The organism is Streptomyces sp. NPDC088706 (assembly GCF_044752765.1).
Classification (GTDB): Bacteria; Actinomycetota; Actinomycetes; order Streptomycetales; family Streptomycetaceae; genus Streptomyces.
On record NZ_JBIVLW010000003.1, the window covers coordinates 172,740 to 197,638 of the forward strand.

General features: G+C 70.4%; 21 protein-coding genes and 3 pseudogenes. 14 read left to right on the forward strand and 10 right to left on the reverse strand.

Going from position 1 to position 24,899, the window contains the following annotated elements; translation table 11 throughout:
* Positions 1–120 precede the first annotated feature (120 nt).
* The 9 genes from ACIQAK_RS10290 (at position 121) to ACIQAK_RS10330 (ending at position 9,132) form a co-directional block, all read left to right on the forward strand.
* A complete protein-coding gene (locus ACIQAK_RS10290; protein ID WP_266922378.1) occupies positions 121–369 on the forward strand; it encodes a type II toxin-antitoxin system CcdA family antitoxin in 249 nt (82 codons plus the stop codon).
* Positions 366–767 (forward strand): PIN domain-containing protein, encoded by a 402-nt coding sequence (locus tag ACIQAK_RS10295; protein WP_366388832.1) that lies wholly within the window; start codon positions 366–368, stop codon positions 765–767. Before ACIQAK_RS10290 ends, ACIQAK_RS10295 begins: the two co-directional genes overlap by 4 nt.
* Before the next feature lie 390 nt (positions 768–1,157).
* Positions 1,158–1,598: a hypothetical protein gene (locus ACIQAK_RS10300; protein ID WP_366388831.1), complete on the forward strand. Its 441-nt coding sequence runs from the start codon at positions 1,158–1,160 to the stop codon at positions 1,596–1,598.
* Positions 1,595–2,248 (forward strand): hypothetical protein, encoded by a 654-nt coding sequence (locus ACIQAK_RS10305; protein WP_366388830.1) that lies wholly within the window; start codon positions 1,595–1,597, stop codon positions 2,246–2,248. Before ACIQAK_RS10300 ends, ACIQAK_RS10305 begins: the two co-directional genes overlap by 4 nt.
* A 3-nt stretch (positions 2,249–2,251) precedes the next feature.
* Positions 2,252–7,000 carry a putative T7SS-secreted protein gene (locus ACIQAK_RS10310; protein WP_366388829.1) on the forward strand — a complete coding sequence of 1,583 codons (4,749 nt, stop codon included), beginning with the start codon at positions 2,252–2,254 and terminating at the stop codon, positions 6,998–7,000.
* 12 nt (positions 7,001–7,012) lie between these two features.
* Positions 7,013–7,768, forward strand: a complete 756-nt coding sequence (locus ACIQAK_RS10315) for a hypothetical protein (protein WP_366388828.1) — start codon at positions 7,013–7,015, stop codon at positions 7,766–7,768.
* Positions 7,769–8,068 carry a hypothetical protein gene (locus ACIQAK_RS10320; RefSeq protein WP_366388827.1) on the forward strand — a complete coding sequence of 100 codons (300 nt, stop codon included), beginning with the start codon at positions 7,769–7,771 and terminating at the stop codon, positions 8,066–8,068.
* A 417-nt stretch (positions 8,069–8,485) separates the two neighbouring features.
* Entirely contained in the window at positions 8,486–8,734 is a 249-nt protein-coding gene (locus ACIQAK_RS10325) for a type II toxin-antitoxin system CcdA family antitoxin (RefSeq protein ID WP_366388826.1), read from the forward strand.
* A complete protein-coding gene (locus ACIQAK_RS10330) occupies positions 8,731–9,132 on the forward strand; it encodes a DNA-binding protein (protein ID WP_366388825.1) in 402 nt (133 codons plus the stop codon). The genes ACIQAK_RS10325 and ACIQAK_RS10330 overlap by 4 nt, the downstream gene beginning before the upstream one ends.
* A 267-nt stretch (positions 9,133–9,399) precedes the next feature.
* On the opposite strand, the gene ACIQAK_RS10335 is transcribed toward ACIQAK_RS10330, so the two are convergent.
* Together ACIQAK_RS10335 and ACIQAK_RS10340 are read right to left on the reverse strand one after the other, a co-directional pair.
* On the reverse strand, positions 9,400–9,741 hold the full coding sequence (locus ACIQAK_RS10335) for a DUF1932 domain-containing protein (RefSeq protein ID WP_401847902.1): 342 nt from the start codon (positions 9,739–9,741) through the stop codon (positions 9,400–9,402).
* A gap of 190 nt (positions 9,742–9,931) precedes the next feature.
* Positions 9,932–10,228, reverse strand: coding sequence for an NAD(P)-binding domain-containing protein (locus ACIQAK_RS10340; protein ID WP_401847903.1), 297 nt, complete (start codon positions 10,226–10,228; stop codon positions 9,932–9,934).
* Between the two features lie 300 nt (positions 10,229–10,528).
* On the opposite strand from ACIQAK_RS10340, the pseudogene ACIQAK_RS10345 reads away from it, so the two are divergent.
* The 3 genes and pseudogenes from ACIQAK_RS10345 to ACIQAK_RS10355 form a co-directional block, all read left to right on the forward strand.
* Positions 10,529–11,053, forward strand: a pseudogene (locus tag ACIQAK_RS10345) (helix-turn-helix domain-containing protein); the annotation flags it as partial.
* A 13-nt stretch (positions 11,054–11,066) separates the two neighbouring features.
* A pseudogene (locus tag ACIQAK_RS10350) lies at positions 11,067–13,611 on the forward strand (RHS repeat-associated core domain-containing protein); the annotation flags it as partial.
* 412 nt (positions 13,612–14,023) lie between these two features.
* Complete coding sequence (locus tag ACIQAK_RS10355; protein ID WP_366388984.1) at positions 14,024–14,446, forward strand: hypothetical protein; 423 nt, start codon at positions 14,024–14,026, stop codon at positions 14,444–14,446.
* A 26-nt stretch (positions 14,447–14,472) separates the two neighbouring features.
* Here ACIQAK_RS10355 and ACIQAK_RS10360 read toward each other — a convergent pair whose 3' ends face one another.
* The 5 genes from ACIQAK_RS10360 to ACIQAK_RS10380 all read right to left on the reverse strand — a co-directional run bounded on the left by ACIQAK_RS10360 (position 14,473) and on the right by ACIQAK_RS10380 (position 20,456).
* A complete protein-coding gene (locus tag ACIQAK_RS10360) occupies positions 14,473–15,051 on the reverse strand; it encodes a hypothetical protein (protein WP_366388824.1) in 579 nt (192 codons plus the stop codon).
* Positions 15,048–16,565, reverse strand: a complete 1,518-nt coding sequence (locus ACIQAK_RS10365) for an ATP-binding protein (RefSeq protein ID WP_401847990.1) — start codon at positions 16,563–16,565, stop codon at positions 15,048–15,050. The genes ACIQAK_RS10360 and ACIQAK_RS10365 overlap by 4 nt, the downstream gene beginning before the upstream one ends.
* 227 nt (positions 16,566–16,792) lie before the next feature.
* The gene (locus ACIQAK_RS10370; RefSeq protein WP_366388823.1) at positions 16,793–17,476 is read right to left on the reverse strand and encodes a response regulator transcription factor; all 684 of its coding nucleotides are present in this window, start codon (positions 17,474–17,476) and stop codon (positions 16,793–16,795) included.
* Positions 17,477–17,499: 23 nt separating this feature from the next.
* Positions 17,500–19,053 (reverse strand): murein biosynthesis integral membrane protein MurJ, encoded by a 1,554-nt coding sequence (gene murJ, locus ACIQAK_RS10375; protein WP_366388975.1) that lies wholly within the window; start codon positions 19,051–19,053, stop codon positions 17,500–17,502.
* Between the two features lie 200 nt (positions 19,054–19,253).
* Complete coding sequence (locus tag ACIQAK_RS10380; RefSeq protein WP_366388822.1) at positions 19,254–20,456, reverse strand: peptidoglycan bridge formation glycyltransferase FemA/FemB family protein; 1,203 nt, start codon at positions 20,454–20,456, stop codon at positions 19,254–19,256.
* Between the two features lie 240 nt (positions 20,457–20,696).
* Between ACIQAK_RS10380 and ACIQAK_RS10385 the strand changes: the two genes are divergently transcribed.
* Positions 20,697–21,899, forward strand: coding sequence for an Ig-like domain-containing protein (locus tag ACIQAK_RS10385; protein ID WP_366388821.1), 1,203 nt, complete (start codon positions 20,697–20,699; stop codon positions 21,897–21,899).
* 104 nt (positions 21,900–22,003) lie between these two features.
* On the opposite strand, the gene ACIQAK_RS10390 is transcribed toward ACIQAK_RS10385, so the two are convergent.
* The 3 genes and pseudogenes from ACIQAK_RS10390 to ACIQAK_RS10400 all read right to left on the reverse strand — a co-directional run bounded on the left by ACIQAK_RS10390 (position 22,004) and on the right by ACIQAK_RS10400 (position 23,409).
* On the reverse strand, positions 22,004–22,399 hold the full coding sequence (locus ACIQAK_RS10390) for a hypothetical protein (RefSeq protein ID WP_366388820.1): 396 nt from the start codon (positions 22,397–22,399) through the stop codon (positions 22,004–22,006).
* Positions 22,400–22,717: 318 nt separating this feature from the next.
* Positions 22,718–22,930 (reverse strand): annotated as a pseudogene (locus tag ACIQAK_RS10395) (DUF4287 domain-containing protein); the annotation flags it as partial.
* A complete protein-coding gene (locus ACIQAK_RS10400; protein WP_401847904.1) occupies positions 22,927–23,409 on the reverse strand; it encodes a GNAT family N-acetyltransferase in 483 nt (160 codons plus the stop codon). The pseudogene ACIQAK_RS10395 and the gene ACIQAK_RS10400, both read right to left, overlap by 4 nt.
* Positions 23,410–23,858: 449 nt before the next feature.
* Between ACIQAK_RS10400 and ACIQAK_RS10405 the strand changes: the two genes are divergently transcribed.
* Positions 23,859–24,878, forward strand: coding sequence for an NADPH:quinone reductase (locus ACIQAK_RS10405; protein ID WP_366388818.1), 1,020 nt, complete (start codon positions 23,859–23,861; stop codon positions 24,876–24,878).
* The last annotated feature ends 21 nt before the right edge of the window (positions 24,879–24,899 follow it).

The following is a 24,899-nucleotide window of genomic DNA, read 5'->3' on the forward strand; positions in this document are numbered from 1 at the left end:
CGCCGTGGACATCCGGAGAGCGACCGCTCCCTGTCTACATCCGGAGCACGCGGTCGCGGTCGTCAAGACAGGGGCCCGTGACTCAAGCCGGCCCTTGCATACTCCAGTATGATTGGACTCATGTCCTCGACGACTCGCATCACCGTCACGCTGCCTAGCGATCAGGTGGCGGAGCTTCGCAAGATCACGGACAACGTCTCCGGCTACGTGGCGGAAGCCGTAGCCCGCCAGATCCGGCACCAGCTCTTGGGCGACGACCTCCGCCGTCACGAGGAGGAGCACGGCGCCTTCAGCGACGAGGAGCTCGCCGAGGCGCGCGGGAAGATCTTCGGCTCCGCCGGCACCTCCACGGGCGCGGATGCCGCGTGAGCGAGCGCATCGAAACCGTCGTCCTGGACTCGGAAGGGCTCTCCGCCTGGATCGCGCAGGATCGCAAGCTGCTCGCGATGCTTCAGGTCTTCCACGACATGGGAGCCGACCTGGTCATCGGGGCCAACACCATCGTGGAAGTCACCCACTCCCGCACCAACATGCCTCGCCTGAACTGGGCTCTCTCCCGCGTCAAGGTGGAGCCCGTCACCGAAGCGGCGGCGAAAGCAGCAGCGGAACTCCTCAAAGGTGCCGGACTGCACGGGCACAAGTACGCCATCGACGCCACAGTCGCCGAGGTCGCCCTGCGCCATCCGAAACCCGTCGCCCTCCTGACCTCCGACAGCGACGACATGACCCGGCTCTGCGGCAACCAAGTCCGCATCATCCCTCTCTGACGCGCTGGCCCACCCCGAGCACGCACCCTGGCAGGGTCTGCTGTATCGCCCTCCCGTGCCCCATCCGTGCCCAGCAGAGCGGACAACAGCGGTCAGGCACAGCCTCCAGAGACCACGGCGACCCCAGCTTCCTCGCAGGAAAGTGCAGGTCAGGCCCCTTCCGGAGACTCAAGCACCGCTGATTCCCAAGCTCAGAGCGCGAGTTCGATTCTCGTCACCCGCTCTTTGATGAAGGCCCTGGTCGATGACCGGGGCCTTTCTTGTGTTCGGGGCCCGGCTGTGATGTGGAGGCTGTGGGGACGGCTGGAACCGTGTGGGTGCCGGCGTGCGTGGTGTCCTAGCGTGTGCGGAAGTGAAGGGTGATGACTCGCGTACGGGGGAGGGCTTCTAGTGGGTGACGGGGTGGCGCTGGCGGATCGGATAGCCGAGCGGCGGGCCGGGGTCGGGGATCCGTTGGCTTTGGTGGGTGAGCTGCGGCGGGCTTTGGTGCTGGTGCCGTTCGACCGGGGCGGGTTGTGGACCGCCGAGTTCGGTGGGGTGCGGTGGGTGTGCGGGTTCACCGATGAGGCGGCGTTGGCCCGGTTCGCTGCGGAGCGGGCTGTGGTGGAGGGGACCGGGGCGCTGGAGCGGGTGTGGGAGTACGCCGAGTTCCGGGGGGCGCGGTTGCTGGATGAGGTCATCCCTGCCATGGGGGTGCCGGCCGGGGTCGCGGTGAATGTGGCTGATCCGGACGGGTCGATGTTGTTTCCGCCGGTGGTGGGGATCGTGCCGGATGCCTTCGCCGTCGACGCGGACGTGCCTGCGGCGCGGGGCGGGGGGGCCGGGCTGTGAGCGGTGGCGGGGCCGAGGACCTGAACGTCGATCCGGTCAGTGTTCAGCTGATCACCACCGGGTTGCGGGAGGCCGTGGCGGAGTTGAGGGAGGTCGGTACCGGTACGGGGGCGGTGCTCGGCAAGGGGCTTTCGGGGCTGTCGATGACCGGGATGGAGGCCGGGCATCATGGGTTGTCGGTGGACTTCGAGGACTTCTGCGAGCGGTGGGAGTGGGGGGTGCGGGCGCTGGTCCAGGACGCCAATGCGATCGCGGCGAAGCTGGGGCTGGCGGCGGGGATCGTGTGGGAGGAGGACCAGTACGTCCAGGGCACGCTGAAGATCGCGGTGAACGCGGGTGTCGGTAATCCGCATGCGTCCGAGGACGACATCGTCAAGCAGGGGTGGGGGGAGGTGCTGACCCCGGACTATCTGAGTCCGGATTACAGCCGGGAGTCGTTCGAGCGGACGGCGCAGGAGGCCGGGCAGACCTGGAAGGACACCTGGCGGGCGTTGATGACCGAGGGCAACGGTGGCCGCCAGACAGATCGGCTGAACGAGATGTTCGGCGTGGACCAGGCGGCGTTCGACCGGTCCGTGGACGACATGTTCGGGCCCTCGCCAGAGGAGCGTGCCCGGCAGCAGGAGCAGCAGGACGGCGGGGGGAGCTAGGTCATGGGGCTCGGGGATTTCGTCAGTGACATCACGCCCGATGGTATCGAGGACGCGGTCGAGGACGGTGTCGAGTGGGTCGGTGACCGGGTCGAGGATGCCGGGAACTGGACCGGCGACCGGCTGGAGGACGCCGGGTGGGAGTCCGGGGCGGACTGGGTCCGGGAGAAGTCCCGGTCCGTGGCGACCCGGATGGGTGCCGAGGTCGACGAGATGGACCTCGGGCAGACCGAGGACAAGACGAAGCTGATCTACGGCAGCCCGTCCGAGATCCGGTCCACCGCGACCCATCTGCGTAAGCTGCAGGGCTCGTTCGACAAGGTGGGTGGGGGGCTGAAGGGGGTCGACTCGTCCGCGTTGAAGGGGCAGGCGGCGGACGCGTTCCGGGGATCGGTGTCGGTCGAGCCGCCGAAGTGGTTCAAGGCCGCCGACGCGTTCGAGAAGGCGGCCGGTGCGCTGGACTCGTTCGCCGGGACCGTGGAGTGGGCCCAGGGGCAGGCGCAGACCGCGATCGACAAGTGGAAGGCCGGGACGAAGGCGTCGGAGGAGGCCAGGGACGCGCACAACGAGAAGGCGAACACGTACAACAAGGCCGTCGACGTCTACAACGCCAAACCCGCCGACGAGCGCGACCCCTCCACCCTGCCGCCGAAGCCGGGCGCCTTCAGCGATCCGGGCACCGGGCGGATGAAGGAAGCCCAGGAGCTGCTCGCGGAGGCGCGTAAGCAGCGCAATACGGCGGCCGAGACCGCCCGCCAGGCGGTGACCGCGGCCCGCGACACCGCCCCTCAGAAGCCCCGGTACGCCGAGCAGGCCATGGACGGGCTCGCCGAGCACCGGGTGATCCAGACCCATATCGCGGGCGGCGTCGTCAAGGGCGCCGCGGGCATCGTGAACTTCGCGCGCAGCGTCAACCCCACGGACCCGTACAACATCACCCACCCCGCCGAGTACGCGCTCGCGCTCAACAACACCGCCGCCGGGCTCGTCCGGGTCGCCAACGACCCCTGGGGCACCGGCAAGCAGATGATCGACGGGTTCATGAAAGACCCCGCCGAAGGCTTCGGGCGGCTCCTGCCCGACCTGGCCCTCACCCTCGCCACCGGCGGCGCGGGGGCAGGCGTCAGGGGGGCGCGGCTGGCGAAGGAGGCCGCCGACCTCGCCTCCGACGCCCGCAAGCTGGAGAACGCCGCCCCCGAAGGCACCCACAACCGCCCCGACGGTGAACGTACGACCGGGGGCACGGACCCGGTCGACCTGGCCTCCGGTCGCATGTTCCTCCCCCAGACCGATGTGGTCCTGCCCGGGGTGCTGCCCCTGGCCTTCACCCGCCGGGTGGAGTCGGGCTACACCGCGGGCCGGTTCTTCGGCCCTTCCTGGTCCTCCACCGTCGACGAACGCCTGGAGATCGATGCCGCCGGTGTCATCCACGTCACCGACGACGGCCTGCTGATCACCTACCCCCACCCCGTGCCGGGACTGCCCACGCTCCCGGAATCAGGGACCTCACGGAGCGCCCTGAGCCGCGACGCCGCAGGCTATTACACGCTCACCGATCCCGAGACCCGCCTGACCAAGCACTTCGCTGGGCCTCCCGGGGCGGAACCCGGCGAAGACGGCACCGCCTGGCTCGTCCAGATCACCGACCGCAACAGCAACACCATCAGCCTGGACCGCGCTGACGACGGCACGCCCCTGGCGCTCGTCCACTCGGCCGGCCACCGCCTCGTCCTGACCGTGGCCGAAGCTCGAGTCACCGGACTGGGTCTGATGGACGGCACGGGAGCGGTCCATCCCCTCAGGTCCTACGGCTACGCGTCCGGCAACCTCTCCACCATCGCCCAACCGTCCGGGTCAGCCCTCACCTTCGAATACGATGACGCCCGCCGGATAACGGCCTGGACCGACTCCAACCGGAGCCGGTACGCGTATGTGTACGACGAGTACGACCGGGTGATCGCGGCAGGAGGCGAGGCCGGCCACGTCGAACTCGCACTCTCCTACGGTCACCCCGCTCCGGCCACAGGCCACCGCGTGACCACCCTGACCACCGCCGACGGCCACACCACCCGGCACCTGATCGACGCCAGGTGCCGGGTCCTTGCCACCACCGACCCGCTCGGCCACACCACTCGATCAACGTACGACAGCCACGGCAGACACCTCACCCGTACCGATCCGCTCGGCCGCGTCACCGACTTCACGTACGATGAACAAGGCCGCCTGCTCACCGTCACCCGCCCCGACGGCAGTCGGCTCACGACGAAGCGCGACCCGTCGGGAAGCCACATGGAAACGCGAGGTCCGGACGGCGCGCGCCGTCTGCAGGAGTTCGACGAGCAGGGCAACCTGACAGCGGTCACCGACGCGGCCGGGCACACCACCCGCTGGAACCTCGACGCACAGGGGCGGCCGACCTCGGTCACCGACGCGCTCGGAGCCACCACCACGATCCGTTGTGACGCAGCCGGGATGCCGACGGAGGTGACGGATCCCGCGGGTGGCACCACCCATGTGAAGCGCGACGTGCTGGGGCGCCCCGTGCGCGTCACTGATCCCGCCGGCGGCACCACCCGTCTCGAGTGGGACGTGGACGGTCGACTGGCCCGCAGGGTGGCCCCTGGCGGCACGACCGAATCGTGGACCTACGACGGCGAGGGCAACTGCCTCACCTACACCGATCCGGTCGGCGGCGTCTCATCCTTCGACTACACCCACTTCGACCTGCCGGCGGCCCGCACCCATCCGGACGGAGCCCGCTACTCATTCCGGTACGATGCCCACCTTCAGCTCACCCAGGTCATCAATCCCCAAGGGATGAACTGGAATTACATGTACGACGCGGCCGGCCGCATGATCTCGGAGACCGACTTCGACGGCCGCACCGTGTCCTACCACTACGACGCCGACGGGCAGCTCAGCTCCCGCACCGACGCCCTCGGCCAAACCATCTCGTTCAAGCGCGACCAGCTCGGTCGAGTCATCGAGAAGGACGCCGACGGGCAGGTGACCGTCTATACCTACGACCAGGCCGGACGCCTTCTGCAGGCGTCGAGCCCGGACAGCGAACTCCTCTACCGGTACGACCGCCGAGGCCAGGTCAAGACCGAGCTGGTGGACGGATACGCCATGGCCTACGCGTACGACGCCGTGGGCCGCCGCACCCGCCGCACTACACCCACCGGGCAAGTGACCGCGTACGCCTACGACAGCAGTGGACAACCCGCACACCTGACGGCAGGGGGCTGCCGGGTCGCCTTCACCCACGATGTCGCCGGTCGGGAAACGGCCCGCGTGTTCGGCGGCTTCCTCACTGTCGCCTCTGCGTGGGACGAGGCCGGACGGCTCTCTGCCGAGGAACTGACCGCCGACGGTCGCGCACTCAACGGCCGTAGTTACGCCTACCGTTCGGACGGCCACCTCACCGAACTGTCCGACCGGCTGACGGGCTCACGTACCTTCGACCTCGACGCGGTAGGCCGGGTCACCGCAGTGCACGCGCGAGGCTGGACAGAGCGTTACGCCTACGACGCCGACGGCAACCAGACCGAGGCCGTCTGGCCTGCCACACATCCGGGCAGCGATGGCGCCGGACCTCGTTCCTACACCGGCACGAAGCTCATCCGGGCTGGAGGCATTCATTTCGAGTACGACGCCCTCGGGCGCGTCACCCTCCGCCGGAGGGCCCGGCTCTCCCGCAAGCCCGACATCTGGCGTTACACATGGGACGCCGAAAGCCGTCTCACTTCGGTGATCACCCCGGACGGCACCCGCTGGCGCTACCGATACGACCCACTGGGACGTCGCACCGCCAAGCAGCGCCTGTCCACCGACGGTGGGACCGTCGTCGAAGAGGTCAGGTTCGCCTGGGACGGCCTCACCCTCTGCGAACAGACCATGCGAGAGTCCGCTCTCCCGAACACCGTTGTCCTCACATGGGATCACCGCGCCGGAGTCCCTCTCGCCCAGACCGAACGCATCCTGACCGCCGACACCCGTCAGGACGAGATCGACCGGCGGTTCTTCGCTATCGCCACCGACCTCGTCGGCGCCCCCACCGAACTCGTCGACGAGTCGGGCGACATAGCCTGGCGCACCCGCGCCACCATCTGGGGCACCACTGCCTGGGCGCGGACGAGTACCGCCTACACCCCTCTGCGTTTTCCCGGCCAGTACTACGACCCGGAGACCGGCCTCCACTACAACCTCTTCCGCCACTACGATCCGGAAGCAGGCCGCTACGTCTCTCCCGATCCCCTCGGTCTGGCGCCCGGACCGAACCCCGTCGCCTACGTCGACAACCCCTTCACCTGGTGCGACCCACTGGGACTCATGCCCAAGTGCCCCAAGGAGAGGGCCCGGAAGGTTTCCGACCAGGTGATCGAACGGGCCCAGGAAGGGAAGATGAGGAAGTCCGGCAACTACCACGCCGACACACGACACCAGTTCAGCGACGACCGGGTTCTGGAGATCCTCAAGAACCCCGATGCGGTCTACCACTCCCAGGGGCAGCGGGGAAACCTCACCTTCCGGCAAGGAGAAGACGTCGTGATCACCAAGGGGCCGGGCGCCGGTGCGGGCGATGTCATCACCGCGTACGGTCCTTCGGGGACCCGAGGGGAAAGCGGCGCCAAGGCGTTCGGCGGGTCGCCCGACGACCCCGGCCTGCCGGTGACTCATGACGATATTGTGAACGGCAACATTCCGGACAGCCGAGGCGGCACGCTGGCGCCCGCCGACCAGATCCGGTGAGGTGGGTCACCTGTGGAAATCGCCCTGAACACCCTTCGCGCCGTGGTGACGGACACTCCGCTCACGCCCACCCCGCGCCTCGCCCTCGACATCCCCCAGTTGGTCGTCGGTGAGTTCACCGACCGGGCGGAATTCGAGCGGCTACTGCCCGGCACCTTCGGAAGCCAGGAGTGGCTGGGGTCGGAGAACGACGACCTTCTGTTCGACAACGGCAGCCGCGAGCTGGTCGGCGTGGGCCTCCACCTGCCCGCCGTATCCGCCCCGGCAGAGGCCGGGATCCGCCTTTCCACCGAGCCCCGAGCCGTCCGGGGCGGGCTCCGCGCGGAGGAGACACACGACTTCGCCCTCGCGCAGACAACGGTGCTGTGCTGCGACCCCGAAGCGACGGAACTGGCCTGCCTGCGCGATCTCGCGGTCCTCGACACTCCGCTGGATGCCCGGATCGGTATCGCCCCCGACCTGGCGCTCCTGGTCCAGGCCGGGGCAGTCGTCGGCTGGAGCCTGGGCGACCCTGTCCGATACCTGACGACCGGGTACGCCGTCGCCGACCCGGCGCCGCCGGCGCCGTCCACCAGGCGGCGACTGGCCGAGTGCCTCGCACTGATCACCCGGCCGTTGGTCGACGACGTGATGGACAAGGAACCGGACGCCTGGCACCGACTCCGGACGACCGAGCGGGCCCTGCGCGAACAGCGGGAGGACCTGAACAGGGCAGCAGCGCTCCACCGGCTTGTGGCCCGCCTGATCGAGGACTACGAGGAGTGGTGAGTGGGGCAGGGCGTGGGTTTACCTCACTCGCTGTTCGCCCGGACATCTCGACATACGGACCGCCGTGAACCGCTGGAACCAGCCGAACCCAAGGAGCTCGGACGGCGCCATGCCGGTGACTCCTTCGACCTGAGCGACTTGCAGGCGCGACAGGGCGGAGCCGACTGGATCGGCGACACGAAATGCGCCGCCTACGGACTCGACGAGCAGGCAATCACCGGGCTGCGGCAATGGGCACAGGCATGGGGCGACGACATCGGCGAACGACTCCGGGAAGTGGAAGTTCCGCACGAAGACTGATGGCCGCATGGAGGCCGGACGCTCGGCAAGCTGTGCATCGGGCTGTTCAGACCTCAACGGCCGTGCCCCATCCGTGCCCAGCAGAGTGGACAACAGCGGTCAGGTACGGCTCCCAAAGACCGGGGCCACCCGCCTGCGACATGCGAAAGTGCAGGTCAGGACCGCTACGGCGCCCAAGAACCGCTGATTCCCAAGCTCAGAGCGCGTTCGATTCTCGTCACCCGCTCTTTGATGAAGGCCCTGGTCGATGACCGGGGCTTTTCGCTTGCCCTCCAGCGGCGTCGGCCCAAATCCTTGCCCCGCAGTGGACTGCCGGAGAGCGGCCACCCTGCCATCACCCGGAGCATGCGGTCGCGACCGTCAAGGCAGGGCATGTGACTCAAGCCGGCCCTTGCATACTCCAGTATGATTGGACTCATGTCCTCAACGACTCGCATCACCGTCACTCTCCCCAGCGACCAAGTGGCGGAGCTCCGCAAGCTTACGGACAACGTCTCCGGCTACGTGGCGGAGGCCGTAGCCCGCCAGATCCGGCACCAGCTCCTGGGCGACGACCTCCGCCGTCACGAGGAGGAGCACGGCTCTTTCAGCGATGAGGAGCTCGCCGAGGCCCGCGCCAAGATCTTCGGCTCCGCCGACTCCTCCAAGGGTGCGGATGCCGCGTGAGCGAGCGCATCGAGACCGTCGTCCTGGACTCGGAGGGGCTCTCCGCCTGGATTGCTCAGGACCGCAAGCTCCTCGCGATGCTTCAGGTCTTCCACGACGTGGGAGCAGACCTGGTCATCGGGGCCAACACCATCGTGGAAGTCAGCCACTCCCGTACCAACATGCCTCGCCTGAACTGGGCTCTGTCCCGCGTCAAAGTGGAGCCGGTCACCGAACAAGCGGCGAAAGCGGCAGCGGAGCTGCTCAAAGGCGCCGGGCTGCACGGGCACAAGTACGCCATCGACGCCACGGTCGCCGAGGTCGCCCTGCGTCAGCCGAAACCCGTCGCCCTCCTGACCTCCGACAGCGACGACATGACCAAACTCTGCGGAAACCAGGTCCGCATCATCCCTGTCTGACGAGCCCGCCCACCCCGACCACACCCCTGGCAAGGTTCGCCGCACCCCTAGCCTCGTACAGCCTCCGGAGACCAGGGCAATCCAAGCTTCCTCGCAGGGAAGTGCAGGTCAGAGCACTTCCAAAGGTCCAGGCACCGCTGATTCCCAAGCTCAGAGCGCGAGTTCGATTCTCGTCACCCGCTCCACGACTGAGGCCCAGGTCATCGACCCGGGCCTTGTTTGTTGTCTGGACCTGTCTAGGTGTCGCGTGCCCTCAGCGTGAACGAATCAACTGCTCATTTCTGACCTGAGCTGAGAGAGGGCATGCACGGCCGGCAGGTCGTACCGGTCCTTGTCCTGCTCCCAGAAAGCGAGCACCCGAGCCGTGGCCTCGGCCATGTCCGTGGGTAGGTCAGCCGCGCGCAGGGTGTCGGCGACCTCTTCCATCTCGGCTGCCCAGCGCCAGGCTCGGGCTGCGACACTCGGCAGATACTCCGGATCGGTGAGGATCGCGGAGATCATGATCTCGGCTTCGGCTGTGAGCTGATCACCGACTCCATGGGCGTCGGCGAGCGCGTGCGCGATGCCGGCGCGGGTGTGAGCGGCCTTCTGGTAGCTGGCAAAGGCCATCTTCAGAGCGGAAGCGGAACCGGGTGTGTCCCCGACCCGGCACACGTGCAGCGCAGAGTCTGTGAACAGCGACGCCACCAGCTCGACGGCAGAGTCGGCCCCTGCGAGATAGAGCCGTGTGGCACGCCCCTCGCCTGGCGGCTGACCGAAAACGGCACCGTCGACGACTGCGGAGCCGGGGCGGATCTCGTCATCGATGCGCCGTACGCGTCGAGGGCGTTGACGTACACCCCGCGAAACCGTGCGCGGCCACCGCCGCCGCAACGTCCTCCGCCGCCTGCGGTGGGCAGACCGAGAGAACGACCGCGCTTCGGGACAGCGCTTCCGCGAGCGAGTCGCACGCCGCGGCACCGGTCTCCCTCCCGCGGAGCCAGGTGCTGTCACTGCGGCCTTTGGTCACCGACAGCACCTCATGGCCGCCGGCGACAAGCTCGGCGGTGATCGCCGCGCCCAGGATTCCAGGGTGGAGGACGGTCACGGTGATCACTGGCTGCCTCCGGCGGTGTGCGACGTGGAATGTCCCTCATCCTCATGATCCGCTGTCGCTCGGCACCGGCGGCGTCAGGATCAATGCCTGATGGCAGTCCGGGCACTGATGGCGGACAGAAGTGCCTCCGGTCTCGGACTCGCCGTTCAGGGCGAGACCGCAGTACACGGCCCGTCGCCCCCACTGTCCTTGCAGCTCGTCTCACGCTGAAGCCTCGTCATGGGTACCGTGCAGGAGACGAACGCTGTACGGAAAGACCGGCGGTCGCGCCGGATCGTCCGGCGGCTGGGAGGTGTCCTGATGCTGGAGGAAGCCGAGGAGATCGGCAAACGCGCTCGCAGGGCGAGGCTGCGGCTGGGCATGCCGCAGGCCGATCTGGCGACGGCCCTCGGGAAGTCGCAGGGATGGGTGTCGAAGATGGAGCGTGGCCTGATCGAGCTGGACCGGGTCGGGCTGCTCAACCAGGTGGCCGCAGAGCTGCACGTCCATCCGAACGACCTGATCGGACGCCCGTACAGCAGCTCCCCCGACGACAGCCAGTGGCAGATCGCCGCCTCGTCGATCCTGCGCGAGCTGCGTCGCTACGACCTCGTCCCCGTCTTCGACGGGGTTCCGCGACCGGCGTCACAGCTATGGCGTGAGGTGACCCGGCTGCACCGCCTGCGGGACACCGCCTCCAACGTCGCGATCCTCCGAGTTCTCCCGGACCTGTTCCGGGAAGCACGCGCCTTGGCGGAGGACTCGGACGGGCACGAGCGGGAAGAGGCGTATGCCATTTACGCCGTGTGCTGCAAGTTCACGCACACCGCCGCGCACGCCCTCGGACAGTCACCTGCCCAAGCGCCTCATGGAGTACGGCTACGCGGACGGCAACCTCACCACCGTCACCAAGCCGTCAGGAGCGTCACTCACCTTCACCTACGATGACCGCCGACGGGTCACCTCCTGGACCGACTCCAACTCCTCGCGCTACGCCTACTCCTACGACGACCAGGACCGTGTGGTCGCCGAAGGCGGCGAGGCCGGGCACTTCCAGCTCACTCTCGCCCATGCCGAGCCCGATCCCGCCACCGGTCAACGGCTCACCACACTGACGACGGCCGGCGGGCGCAGCACGCGGCACCTGATCGACGGCCAGTGCCGCATCCTGGCGACCACCGATCCGCTGGGTCACACCACACGCTTCTCCTACGATGCCTCGGGCCATCAGCTGACTCGTACGGACCCCCTCGGGCGTACCACCGCCTTCACCTACGACGCGGTGGGCAGGCTCACTTCACTCATCCGTCCCGACGGCAGCGAACAGCGCACGGACCGCGACCCGCTCGGTCTGCCCAGCCGGTTCACCGGCCCCGACGGCGCTCGCTGGGAGCAGGAGTTCGACGAACGAGGCAATCGCGTCGCCGTGACCGACCCCGCCGGGCAGACCACTCGCTACGGCTACGACGCACAAGGCCATCTCGTCTCGGTCAGCGACGCGCTGGGACATGTGACCCAGGTGAGCTGCGACCCGGCCGGGCTGCCGCTGAAGGTCACCGACCCTCTCGGGGGCGTGACTCTCCACGAGCGGGACTCCCTGGGCCGCACCGTGCGCGTGACGAACCCGGCGGGAGCGGTCACCGTCTTCCTGTGGACCGCCGACGGCCGGCTCGCGCAGCGCACCGGTCCCGACGGCACGACGGAGTCCTGGACCTACGACGGTGAGGGAAACCGCCTCACCCACACCGACCCCGCCGGCGGTACCACCCGCTTCGAATACACCCACTTCGATCTGCTCGCGGCACGTACGGGACCCGACGGCGCCCGCTACGAGTTCGCCCATGACGCGGAACTGCGCCTGACGCAGGTCACCGATCCGCAGGGCCTGAACTGGTCGTACACCCATGACGCGGCCGGGCGGCTGGTATCCGAGTCGGACTTCGACGGGCGTGTCCACGCCTACCACCGGAACCCCGCGGGACAGATCAGCGCCCGCACCAATCCGCTCGGCGAGACCATCACCTACACGCACGACGCGCTCGGCCGGATAGTACGAAAAGACGCCGCCGGCCGGGTGACCACGTACGCCTACGACCGGGCCGGACGTCTGGTGGAGGCTTCCGGGCCGGACGGCAACCTGATGTACCAGTACGGGCGCGGGGGCACGTCAAGACGGAGCTGGCCGACGGCCGTGCGCTCACCTTCGCTCACGACGCGTTGGGCCGCCGTATCCGCCGGACCACTCCCACCGGGCGGCACACCACGCGCGAGTACGACCCAGCCGGACGCCTCACCGGTCTCAACAGCGGCGACCACCGGATCACGTTCGCCTACAACGCCATCGGCCGGGAGGTGCAACGCGCCTTCGGCGACACCGTCACCCTGACCTCGGCCTGGGACGAGGCGGGCCGCCTGTCCGCGCAGCACCTGGTGGCGGGGGACCGCGTGGTGAACCACCGCTCCTACAGCTACCGGGCCGACGGCCACGTCATAGCGATGGGCGACGCCTTGCGCGGCCCTCACCGCTTCGGCCTCGACGAAGTGGGGCGAGTCACCGAGGTCACCGCCGCCGACTGGACCGAGACGTACGCCTACGACGCCGCGGGCAACCAGACCTCGGCCGCCTGGCCCTCGTGCCACCCTGGCAGCGAGGCCGCCGGTTCTCGCAAGTACACGGGCACAGCCCTCGTCAAGGCCGGCAACGTGCGGTACGAACACGACGCCGCCGGCCGCATCGTCCTGCGCCAGGTGACCCGGCTCTCCCGTAAACCCGACACATGGCGTTACGAGTGGGACGCGGAGAACCGTCTGGTCTCCGCCATCACGCCGACGGCAGCCGTTGGCGCTACCGGTACGACCCGATGGGACGCCGCACGGCGAAGCAACGCCTCGACCATGACGGCGGGACGGTGTTGGAGGAAACCCGCTTCACCTGGGACGGCACCACCCTCTGCGAACAGTCCACCGACTCGGCCGATCTGCCCAACACCGTCACCCTGACCTGGGACCACCAGGGCACCCGCCCCCTGGCCCAGACGGAACGCCTCCTCGGCGCGAACGCCTCTCAGAAAGCGATCGACGAGCGCTTCTTCGCCATCGCCACCGGCCTTGTGGGCAGTCCCACCGAACTCGTCGACGAAGCCGGCGCGCTCGCCTGGCGGAGTCGGGCGGCCTTGTGGGGTACGACGGCCTGGGCGAGGGGCAGCACCACCTACACCCCGCTACGGTTCCCGGGCCAGTACTTCGATCCCGAAACCGGCCTCCACTACAACCACCACCGTCACTACGACCCCGAGACCGCCCGCTACCTCACCCCTGACCCCTTGGGCCTGACGCCCGCTCCCAATCCGTCCACCTATGTCCACAACCCTCATACCTGGGCGGACCCACTCGGTCTTGCTCCCGAGTACCGCGAGTTCTACTCCGTCCAGGATGCTGCGAACGCGACTCGTCTGCGGGGAGACGGAACGCCCTGGCCGACGGAAGACATTCGTGGACAGTACGGAGAAGGCGGCTATTCGTGGGGGTCGGCGGAGGAAGCAGCACGTTACTCGGAGCGGCTCCGCGGCCGTGGGGCCGAGGTCGAAGTCCTGAGGTTCAGGATATCCGATTCCGACTTCTCGTCCTTGCACAAAGCCGACGTCGTGGAGATGTCTCCTGCTGAGGCGGAGGCGTCATGGATCGCTACAGTCGCCTGTACGGAGATGGACAACCTCACGACTTCGACTACATCCGGGGTCACACAGGAATGGGCGACGAGCACTACTTCCACAGGCGAATTTTCGATCTCCTCAATTTCGGCGACTGAAGGAACCCGTGACTCAGGTATTCAAGTTCCGCTTTCGCGGCCCAGCAGGCGGGCTCGCGGTGAACCTGCGGGCGGAAGCCGCTCCCGCGGAAGGCGGGGTCCCACCGCACAGCATGCAGATCCACAAGAACATCTGGCTCGGCCTCCCCGCCTCCGGCCTGCACTGGAAAGACGCCGCCTGGCTGGCATTCGGAGTTTCCATCAATGCACGTGCCCTGAGTGACCTCCTGCCCGAAGGCGTTTTCATTCAAGCAGCCTCACTCGATTACCCGCTGAGCGACTATCGGTCCGAGGCGGCAGCGTTGGCCATGGACGGGTGGCTCCATGAGCGGTTCGACATGGAGAGTTCAGGTGCTGCTGTCACGTATGAGGCTTCACGGGGCCAGTTCGTATTCGCCTGGGGGGAGACAGCAACCCCCTTCTCGGACTGAGTCGTCGTCCAGACCCTGCCCTGTTCTCAGCCGGCCGGGCCGGGGGCGAGGCCGCAGGTGCCGGAGGTCGTTGCGCCGTCCTGGCCCGTCAGCTCCACTTCGACCTGGCCGTCGGCGGCCAGGCTGTAGGCGATCGTGCAGGTCAGCTGGCGTAGCGCGGTGGTGTCCAGTCCCTTCAGGGGGAGGGGGAGACGGGTGGTGACCTTGTCGCCGGGGGAGGACGCGACCTCGGCGGTCGTGCCGGGGCGGGCGGCGGGCAGGGCGGTGGTCAGGCCGGCGGCCCGGTCCTCCCGCATCGGGCCGGCGAGCAGCGCCATGACGGTCTTCTCCGTCGGTGGCGGGCCGGGGGTGGTGTCGGCGTTCGGCTCGACGTAGTCGCCGCCGAACCCGGCCGAAGGCCTGGCGCTCCTGATCACGGGGGTCACCGCTCCCTCCGGGGTGCGGAAGAAGAGCATCATGTCGTCGTTGCGGTTGTAGAAGGCCTCGACGGTCGCCGGGCCGCCCGCCTCGATGGGGTCGGTCTCCTGGATGCCGCAGCCGCCCAGCAGCGGCAGGGCGGCCGCGACGACGGCCGCCGCGCATCGGTGTGCCCGCGTATGCCTCATACGGTGGCCTCCCCGGCGTGGAGCGGGATCTCCACGGTGAAGACCGCACCGCCGCCCGGCCGGTTCCCCGCGCGGATCGTTCCGCCGTGCAGACGCACGTTCTCCTGGGTGATCGCCAGGCCCAGGCCGCTGCCCGCCGAGCGGGTTCGGGCCGCGTCGGCCTTGTAGAAGCGGTCGAAGATGTACGGGATCGACTCGGGGCGGATACCGGGGCCCCGGTCCGCCACCTCGGTGATCAGTACGGGCGTTCCCCCCGGGCGTTCCCCGGTGCGCAGGCGTACCGCCACCGGCGCGCCGCCGTGCCGCAGCGCGTTGCCGACCAGGTTGGCGATCACGACGTCGAAGCGGCGCGGGTCGAGCCGGGCCCGGATGTCGGCGGGGAGTTCGGTGTGGACCCGGTCGTCCTCGTTCCAGTGCCGGTTCTGGAGGGTCTTGCGGATGGTCTCGGCCACATCGACCTCGTCGGCGTTCAGCTCGGCCGCACGGGCGTCGAAGCGGGAGATCTCCATCAGGTCCTCGACGAGTACGGCGAGCTTCCCGGTCTCCGCGCTGACGAGTCGGACCGCCCGCGCGGTGTCGGCGTCCAGGTGGTCCGCGTCCTCGTCGAGGACCTCGGTGACGGCGAGCATTCCGGCGAGGGGGGTGCGCAGTTCGTGCGAGACGTCAGAGGCGAAGCGGCGGGCGCGCGCCTCTGCCTCGCGCAGTTCGTGGACCGAGTCCTCCAGTTGGGCCGCCGACTCGTTGAAGGTGGCGGCCAGGTCCGCCAGTTCGTCGCTGCCCCGCACCGAGATCCGGGTGTCGAGTCTGCCGCTGCCCATGCTCCGGGCCGCCCGACGCAGCTCCCGCACCGGGCGCAGCACGCTGCGTGCGGCGATCAGGCCGGGTACCAGCGCTACGGCGAGGCCGGGCAGGGCGCCGTCGCGGGCGGCCGTGAGGAGGGCGTCGACGTTGGTCTGCTCATCGGTCATCCGCATGACGGCGTACAGGACGAGCCCGGTGGGCAGCACGCTTTGCGGGCCGGTCCTGAAGACGGCGGGCATGGCGATCGTCAGGTAGGGGACGCCGTCCTTGACCACCCGCTCGAAGCTGCCGTACGGGTCGGCCCGTGCGGCGCGGCGCAGTTCGGGGGTGATGACCGTGGAGACCGGGTTCTCGCCGGAGGAGGCGCGCAGCGAACCGTACTCGGCGAAGACCACCCAGGGGCGCGGTTTGCCCTTACGGGCGAGGTCGCGGAGGACTTCCTCCAGTCCCTCCTCCTGGACGGGCAGGCCGAAGCCCGTCTGCTGGACCTGCTCGCGGAACGTCGAGACCGCCGTGTCCTGGGCGGTCTTCAGCAGCGCGCTGCGGGCCTCGCGGTAGGTCAGCGCGGACGTCGTGCCCGCACTGACGGCCGCGACCAGGAGGAAGGCGGCCAGCAGGCGCGTGCGCAGGCCGAACGCCCGGACGCGCGCACGCTCGTCGGGGCCTGGGCGGTCCGGTCGGCCCGGTGCGGACGGTCCGGCCGATGCGGACAGTTGGCCCGGTACGGACGGTCTGGCCGGTGCGGGTGGTGCGGCCGCCCCGCTCGGTCCTGTGCCTACGCCCTTGCCCGGTCCCGTGCCCTTGCCTTCGCCCGGTCCCGTGCCCTTGCCTTCGCCCGGTCCCGTGCCCTTGCCTTCGCCCGGTCCCGGTCCCTTGCCTTCGCCCGGTCCCGTGCCCCTGCCCTTGAGCCGGCGCTGCTGAGCGAGGCGGGAAGCGATGGTCACAACGGACCGAAGCGGTAGCCGAAGCCCCGCAGGGTCTGGACGTAGCGGGGGCTGCCGACCTCGTGCTCGATCTTGCCGCGCAGACGGGCGACGCAGGCGTCGACCAGCCGGGCATCGGCGTGGAACGTGTGCTCCCAGACGTTCTCCAGCAGTTGCTGCCTGCTGAACACCTGTTCAGGAGCGGCCGAGAGATGCAGCAGGAGCCGCAGCTCCGAGGGAGCCAGTGACAGCGGGCGGCCGGACCTGGTGACCGTCAGCCCGACCCGGTCGATGGTGAGTTCGCCGTACACCTCGATGGCCGGGCGTCCCGTGCCGCCGTCGTCCATGCGGCGCAGTACGGCACGGATCCGGGCCTCGATCACCTCGGGCCGGGCTGGCTTGACGATGTAGTCGTCGGCGCCGGCCTCCAGGCCGATGACCACGTCGAAGTCGTCGCCGCGCGCGGTGAGCATGATGATCGGCAGCTGGCTGTGGCCGCGGACCTGCCGGCAGACCTGGACGCCGTTCATTCCGGGCAGCATCAGGTCCAGCAGCAGCAGATCGGGGCGGAACTCCGCCAGCGCGGCGAGGCCGTCCTCGCCGGTCGCGGCCGCCCGTACGTCGTGGCCGCGGCGGCGCAGCCCGAGTTCGACCCCCTCGCGCACGGCGGGGTCGTCCTCGATGAGGAGCACGCGGGGCATCGGCAGTTCTCCCTCGGTGGTGGTCAGGTCCGGGCCCGTCTCCCGCGTACACGCAGGAGAAGCGCTTCCAGTTCGGCGAGCCGCAGCGGACGGGCGAGCAGGGCGAAGGTGAGGACGACGGCAGCCGCGCCGGCGGCCGTGGCGGCCAGGGCCCCCGCGCGTCCCGCGCCCAGGGCCGCGAGGTGAGCCAGCGCGGTGGCGGGGACGGCGGCGAGCAGCAGCCGTGCGTGGGTGGCCGCCGCGGACGACCGCAGGGGGCGTACGACGGCGAGCCGGCGGCTCAGCACCCGGCCGGTCACCGCGCAGCCCGCGCACAGCGCCAGGGAGTACGCCGCCGCCATGCCCGTGACCGCCCAGCGGGCCGGCAGCAGGTGCGCGGCGGCCAGGGACAGTCCGGCGTTGAGGGCGACGATCACGAGGTTGAGGAGGAAGGGCGTACGGGTGTCGGAGAGCGCGTAGAAGGCGCGGGACAGCACGTACTGGCCCGACAGGGCGACGAGCCCCGGCGCGAAGGCCATCAGGATCACGGCCATCGCGGCCGTGTCGGCGGCGCTGGTCCTGCCGTACCCGAAGACGAGGGCCATCACCGGCTGGGCGAGGGCGAGCAGCGCGCAGGCGGCGGGGACGACGGCGGCGGCACTCACCCGCAGGGCGTGGGAGACGTCGCGCCGCACGGCGGCGGTGTCCCCGTCGGCGGCGGCCGCACTCATCCGGGGCATCAGGGCGGTCACCACGGAGACCGTGATGATGCCGTGCGGGACGACCCAGAGGACGTAGGCGTTGTTGTAGGCGCCGAATCCGGGGCCGCCGTCGAGGCCCGCGGTCGTGGCGAGCCGGGTGGTGACCCAGTACGCGGCCTGGTTGGCGAGGACCAGCAGCACCAGCCAGCCGGCCGACCGCAGAGGGCGCGTCAGTCCGCTGCCGCGCCAGTCGAAGCGGGGCCGCCAGCGGAAGCGGGCGGCGCGCAGCGCGGGGACGAGGGCGAGTGCCTGGACGGCGATCCCGGCGGTCGTGCCCCAGCCGAGCAGGGCGGTCCCGGTCGGGGTGAGCGTGTCCCCGCCCCCCAGCGCCAGGGCGAGGTACAGACCGAAGACGGTCATGACGACGAGATTGTTCAGGACCGGCGACCACATCATCACGCCGAACCGGCCCCGGGCGTTGAGTACCTGTCCGAGCAGCGTGAACAGTCCGAGGAAGAAGATCTGGGGCAGGCAGTAGCGGGCCAGCGCGGTGGTCATGGCCGCCTGCCGGCCGCTGTAGTCGGTGTACGCGTCGACGATCGCGGGAGCCGCCCATACCGCCGTCGCGGTGATGGCCAGCAGGGCGACGACGCAGATGGTGATGAGCCGGTCGGTGTAGGCGGCTCCCCCGTCGGCGTGCTCCTTGGCCGCCCGGACCAGCTCGGGCACGAAGACGGCGTTCAGCGCGCCGCCGAGGAGCAGCATGTAGACGATGGTGGGCAGGGCGTTGCCGACCGCATAGCCGTCGGCGGTCGGCCCGATGGTGCCCAGCGCCGCCGCGACCACGGCGGACCGGGCGAATCCGGTGGCCCGGGAGACGATGGATCCGGCGGCCATCACGGCGCTGCCGCGTGGAGCGGACACCGCCATCGTCGCTTCCGTACGGTCCGTGCCGGACTGCACCACCTGTCGCGTCGGAGCTGCTTGCTGCATCGGGGCCGTCTGATTCGTCGGGGCCGTCTGCTGCGGCGGGGCGGTCTGCTTCGTCGGGGCCGTCTGATTCGTCGGGGCCGTCTGCTTCATCGAGGCCGTCTGCTTCATCGGCGCTTCAGGTACGCCTGGAAGGCGCGGTGAAGCGCATGGTTGGCGCTGCCGCCCACTGGCCTCTCCCATTCCCCCAACGTCTCGACGACCTGCCCCCCGGTGCCGAGCTTCCACCGCAGCAATCCGTACGCACGTTCCTCCGGATCGAGACAGGAGGGTACCCCGCGCATGTCGTAGACGTCGGCGCCGAGGGCGTGGGCGTCCTGCAGCATCCGCCACTGAAGGGCGTTGGAGGGCCGGACCTCGCGGCGGTGGTCGGCCGAGGCGCCGGTCTGGTACCAGGCCCGGCGGCCCACCGTGATCATCGTGTGGGCGGCCAGGATCTCGCCCTGGTGACGGGCCAGGTACAGCTTCATCCGGCCCGGCTCCTCGGCGTTGAGCGCCGCGTACTGACGCTCGTAGTACGCGAGCGAGCGGCCCAGCCGGAAACCGTCGCGCCGCTCGGTGATGCCGAGCAGCCGGCAGAACTCCGGGAGGTCCGCCGCACTGCCCACCACCACCTCCACGCCCTCCTTCTGGGCCCGGCGCACATTGCGGCGCCACTCCTGGTTGAGGCCGGACCACAGCTCCTCCGTGGTGCGTCCGGCGAGCGGCACGTGGAAGACGTACCGGGGCTGGGCGTCCCCGTCCTCGCCGGTCCCCTCGCCACCGCAGCGGCTCCAGCCCCGGGCCCGCAGCCGCTCGGCGACGGCGGTGCCGAGCGGGTCGACCTCACTGGCAAGGACGTCGCCCAGGCGGCGGCCCGGGCCGGTGAGCGGCTTGAGCCGGGTGGCGCTCCAACGCCGGTAGGCGGGGGACGGGCCGATGCGCACGGCGAAGGCTCCCGCCCGGCGCAGGTGCTCCAGCAGCGGGTCGAACCAGCCGTCGACGTCGGGGTCGTGCCAGTCGGCGACGGGCCCTTCGGGGAGGTAGGCGAAGTACTTGCGGGTGCCGGGGAACTGCCGCAGCAGCACCAGGGCCACGCCGGTCAGTTCGCCCGCCTCCGGATCCGGCCCCCAGCCGAGCAGCTGGGAGCGCCAGCCCTCCTTGACGTCGGCCCAGGACGGGCATTGCAGGAAGCCGGGGCCGAGGGCCTGGCCGTCGGGGGACGCGAGGAAGGCACGGTAGGTCTCGGCGGTGATGGTTCGCAGGACCACGTCCCGGTTCCGTGCTCGGCGCACGGGGCTGGACGACGACGGCACGAGCAGCGCTGACACGGTCTGGCCTCTCCTTCTCCCCGGACCTTTCGCGGGGACGGCTCCCCGGACCTTTCGCGGGGATGCAGAGGATGCTCACAGCGGTTCATGACCGCTCCGCGCGGCGAATGTGACCGGACGATGACCGTTCCTCACCAGTCGCCGTCACATCGCCCCGTAGCCACTGACCTCGGATTTTCCGGCTCTACAGTCACGACATCGCCGGCTCGTCCGCTCTCGTGTCCTTCACCGGAGGCCCTGTTGTCCCGCATTCGCGTCCTCGCCCATGCCCGCCTCCGGGCCACCGTCGTGGCCGCCCTGCTGGTGCCGCTCGCCGCCTGCTCGTCGAGCACCTCCGCCGGCTCGCCGGCCGCCGAGGTGACGCCGAGCCCCGACGACCGCCCCGTCACGGTCACCGTCACGCCCGCGGGGAGGAAGGCCCCGGCCGGCGAGCCCATACGGGTCACGGCCGCGGGCGGCAGCCTCACCTCGGTGACCGTCACCGACGCCGAGGGCCACCGGCTCGCCGGCCGGGTCGCCGCCGACGGCCGGTCCTGGGTCTCCGACCGCAAGGCCGTACCCGGCACGGCGTACACGGTGACGGCGGCGACCCGGTCCGCGGGCGGAACCGCCCGCAGCACCAGGGTCGGCGTCACCACGGCTGCGGCGGACAAGGTCAACAAGGTCGACTGGCGACCGGGCGCCGGCGCCACCGTGGGCATCGCCCAGCCGATCTCCCTGGTCTTCGACCACCCGGTCAGGAACCGGGCCGAGGTCGAGAAGCAGCTCCGGATCACCACCTCGAACGGCACCGAGGGTTCCTGGGGCTGGATACGCGACTGGTCGGGCCGGGACAGGGTGGACTGGCGGCCCAGGACCTACTGGAAGCCCGGGACCGAGGTCAGGCTGAACGCCGAGCTGAACGGCACCGACTCAGGGGCGGGCGGCGGCTGGTTCGTACGTGACTACGCGACCGCCTTCACCGTCGGCGGCCGGCAGGTCGTCAAGGTCGACCTCGACCGTCATCGGCTCTCCCTCGTCCGCGACGGGAGGACGGTCCGCCGCATACCCGTCTCCGGCGGCACACCCGGTGGTGACAAGCGTTCCTGGCGCGGAACCGCCGTGCTCATGGCCAAGGAGGGCACCATCAACATGAACTCCGAGACGGTGGGCCTCGGCGACGCCTACGACAAGACGGTCGACCACTCGATGCGGCTGACCTGGTCGGGCATGTACGCGCACGCCGCCCCGTGGAACGCCCGGCACCTGGGCAGGGCCAACCGGAGTTCCGGGTGCATAGGGATGAGCGACGCGGACGCGGCCTGGTTCTACGCGCGGGTGCGGCCGGGCGACCCGTTCGAGATCACCGGCCAGGACACCAAGGGCGTGGTCGAGCCCGGGAACGGCTTCGGCGCGTGGAACCTCTCGTGGACCGAGTGGCAGCAGCGCAGCGCGCTGCGCTGAGAGTGCGGTGGCCCTCGGCAGGGGTTCGTCTCCGACCTGCCGCAGGGTCCCGTTCCGACCTGCCGCAGGGTCCCCGTTCCGCGCCGAGGGCATGACCGCTCGCGTTACCTCAGTGCGTACGCCGCAGCCTGGGCGAGGGTGCTCGCCGCCTCGGAACGTTCCGCCTTCGTCGACTTCTTGTCGGCCAGGACCTTGGCGGCGGCGGTGAGTATCTTCTTGCCGGGCCTGCGCGGCGATGCGGTCGACGTCTGGGCCAAGGCGCTGGCCGCGGCCTTCTTCTCGGACTTCGTCCGCTTCTCGGACCGCACGGTCTTGCCCGCCGCGGAGGCCGGTTTCGACGTGGTCGTCTTCGCTTCGGCCCCGCCCGCCTTGCCGGAGGTCTGCGACAGTGCGCTCGCGGCGGCCGTCCTGCTGCTCTTCGACGAGCCCCCCTTGGCGGCCCGGCCCGCCGCTGAGGCGGCCTTCGGACGCGTGGTGCCGGATGCCTTCTTCTTCGCCATGGCGCTCTCCCTGTTCGTCCGTCGATTCCGTGTTCCCAGCCGGGTACCCGAACTTCCCTGCCTGGAACGGCTGGAGGCGGTCCGGGTTCGCCTCGTCCCGCTCCGGTGGCCGCCGGGCGGGCGCCCGGGGGCGGGGCACGACGACAGGGCCGGCACCGCGCCGGCGGCGGTGTGAGCGTGGCTCCGGGTGAGGCAGCCCGCCGGACCCGACGACGAGAACTCCCCTAGCGCGGGCTGACTCCGCGTCGTAGACGTTGTCCGGGGTGACGATCCGGGTCACCGCCCGGGCGACCAGCGTGGACGGTTCCTGACCGCCGCTGGGTCACGGGTGGCGGTGTCGGCGACACCGGTCGCCCGGACGTAGCTCCCCTTGCCCGGCATCCAGAGTCCGATGACGACGCCGGGGATGCCGGCCTGCTTGCGGACCTTCTCGACGGCCTTGGCGTGGCCGTGGCCCGGGCCGTGCTCGGTCCTGAGCCAGGTGACCCGCTCCAGGTGCCCGGTGAGCGGGCGGCTTCGGCCCTGTGTCATGCGTCCGGATGACGGAGGTCAGGCGGGTCGAGGTCCGGGCCGCCGAGGTCGAGGTCGAGGCCGAAGTGCAGTGCCCCGATCGTCATGCGGCGCGCGTGGTAGAAGCGGTGCGCGTGGACGTTGGCGGTGCCGCAGTCCAGTTCCAGCCGGGCGCAGCCCGCCGCCCTGGCGCGGCGTTCCAGTTCCGCCAGCAGGTGGGCACCGACCCCCTGGCCCCGTGAGGCGGGTGCCGTCACCAGGTCGTCGACGAACAGTATCCGGCCCCGGCTGGTCGCCAGCAGGCGGTGGGTGGCCGCTCCCAGGGCCCGGCCGGTGGCGTCGTACGCGACGGTGAAGCGGAGCCCCTGGCCGTACGCCTCCGCCACGAAGGCGGCGAAGGCGGCAGCGGTCAACGCGGGGCGCAGGGTGCGGATCAGGGGGGCGATGTCTGTGACCGTACGAGGGTCGTCAGGGGCGAGGTCGGTGAGTGTCAGGTTCACGGCTCTCATGCTAGGAGCGGGGCGGGGCGGCTCAGGGGGCCTTCCGCGAGCCTGCCGGTCACCGGCCCCGGGCTGCCGACCACTGACCACCGAACCGACCACTGACCACCGACCCGCCTGCCGACGCCGCCCACCGCCCGCCGACGCCGTCCGCCGACTCCGTCCACCGCCCGCCGACGCCGCCCACCGTCCGCCGACTCCGTCCACCGCCCGCCGACTCCGTCCACCGCCTGCCGACGCCGTCCACCGCCTGCCGACGCCGCCTGTTGACCGCCGACGCCGCCCGCCGACCGCCGACGCCGTCCACCGCCCGCCGACGCCCTCGCCCCGACCCGCCGACTCCAACCCCCCGGCCGCCGCCCCCCGGCCCCCCACCGCCCGCCGCCGACCTGACAGAGAAATCGTCCGGTGGCGACGCGGCCTGGGCGCCGCTGCCAGAATCCGGCACCATGCTCGCCGCCTACATCGAACAGCTCGGCACTCCCGACTCCATCCGGTACGGCGAACTCCCCCCGCCTGTGGCCCGGGCGGGTGAGGTTCTGGTCGACGTGAGCGTCGCCTCCGTCAACCACGTCGACACCTTCGTCCGGTCCGGGGCCTGGCGTACGCCCCTGACCTTCCCCTTCGTCATCGGCCGCGACCTGGCCGGGACCGTCGCCGCGTCGGCGCCCGGTACCGGCTTCGAGGCCGGCGACCGGGTGTGGTGCAACAGCATGGGGCACGCCGGCCGGCAGGGCGCCGCGGCCGAACGGGTGGCCGTCCCCGCCGACCGCCTCTACCGGCTTCCCGACGGGGTCGACCCCGAGGACGCCGTCGCACTCGCCCATCCCGCCGCCACCGCCTACCTCGCCCTGCATCCGCACGGCCGGGTGCGGGCCGGTGAGACGGTCGTCGTCCTGGGGGGCGGCGGCAACGTGGGCAGCGCCCTCATCGTGCTGGCGGTGCACGCCGGAGCGCGGGTCGTCGCCACCGCCTCGGCCCGGGACACCGAACGCTGCCGGGGCCTGGGGGCCGCCGAGGTGATCGACTACCGCGACCCGGACGTGGTGGGGCGGCTGAAGGCCGCCTGCCCCGACGGAGTTGACGTGTTCGTCGACACCTCGGCCGCCAACGACCTCGAAACGGCGGTCGACCTCCTGGCCCGGCGCGGGCGGATCGTGGTGCTCGCCGGGATGGCCACCCGGCCGGTACTGCCCGCCGGTCCGCTGTACCTGAAGGACGGCTCCGTGGTCGGCTTCGCCATCTCGCAGGCCACCGCCGCCGAACTCGCCGCCGCCGCGGACACCATCGGCACCTTGCTGGCCTCGGGAAAGCTGCGCCCTCCGGCGACGGTCCTGATGCCGCTCAGCGCCGCCGCCGACGCGCACGGCCGGCTCGAACGCGGCGAGGTCCGCGGGAAAATCCTCCTCCGGGTGGCGGAGGTGAGGTCCGCCGGAGAGGACTTGACGGACCATACCGTGGTTCGTTGACCCTGGTTCGGCGCGCTACCA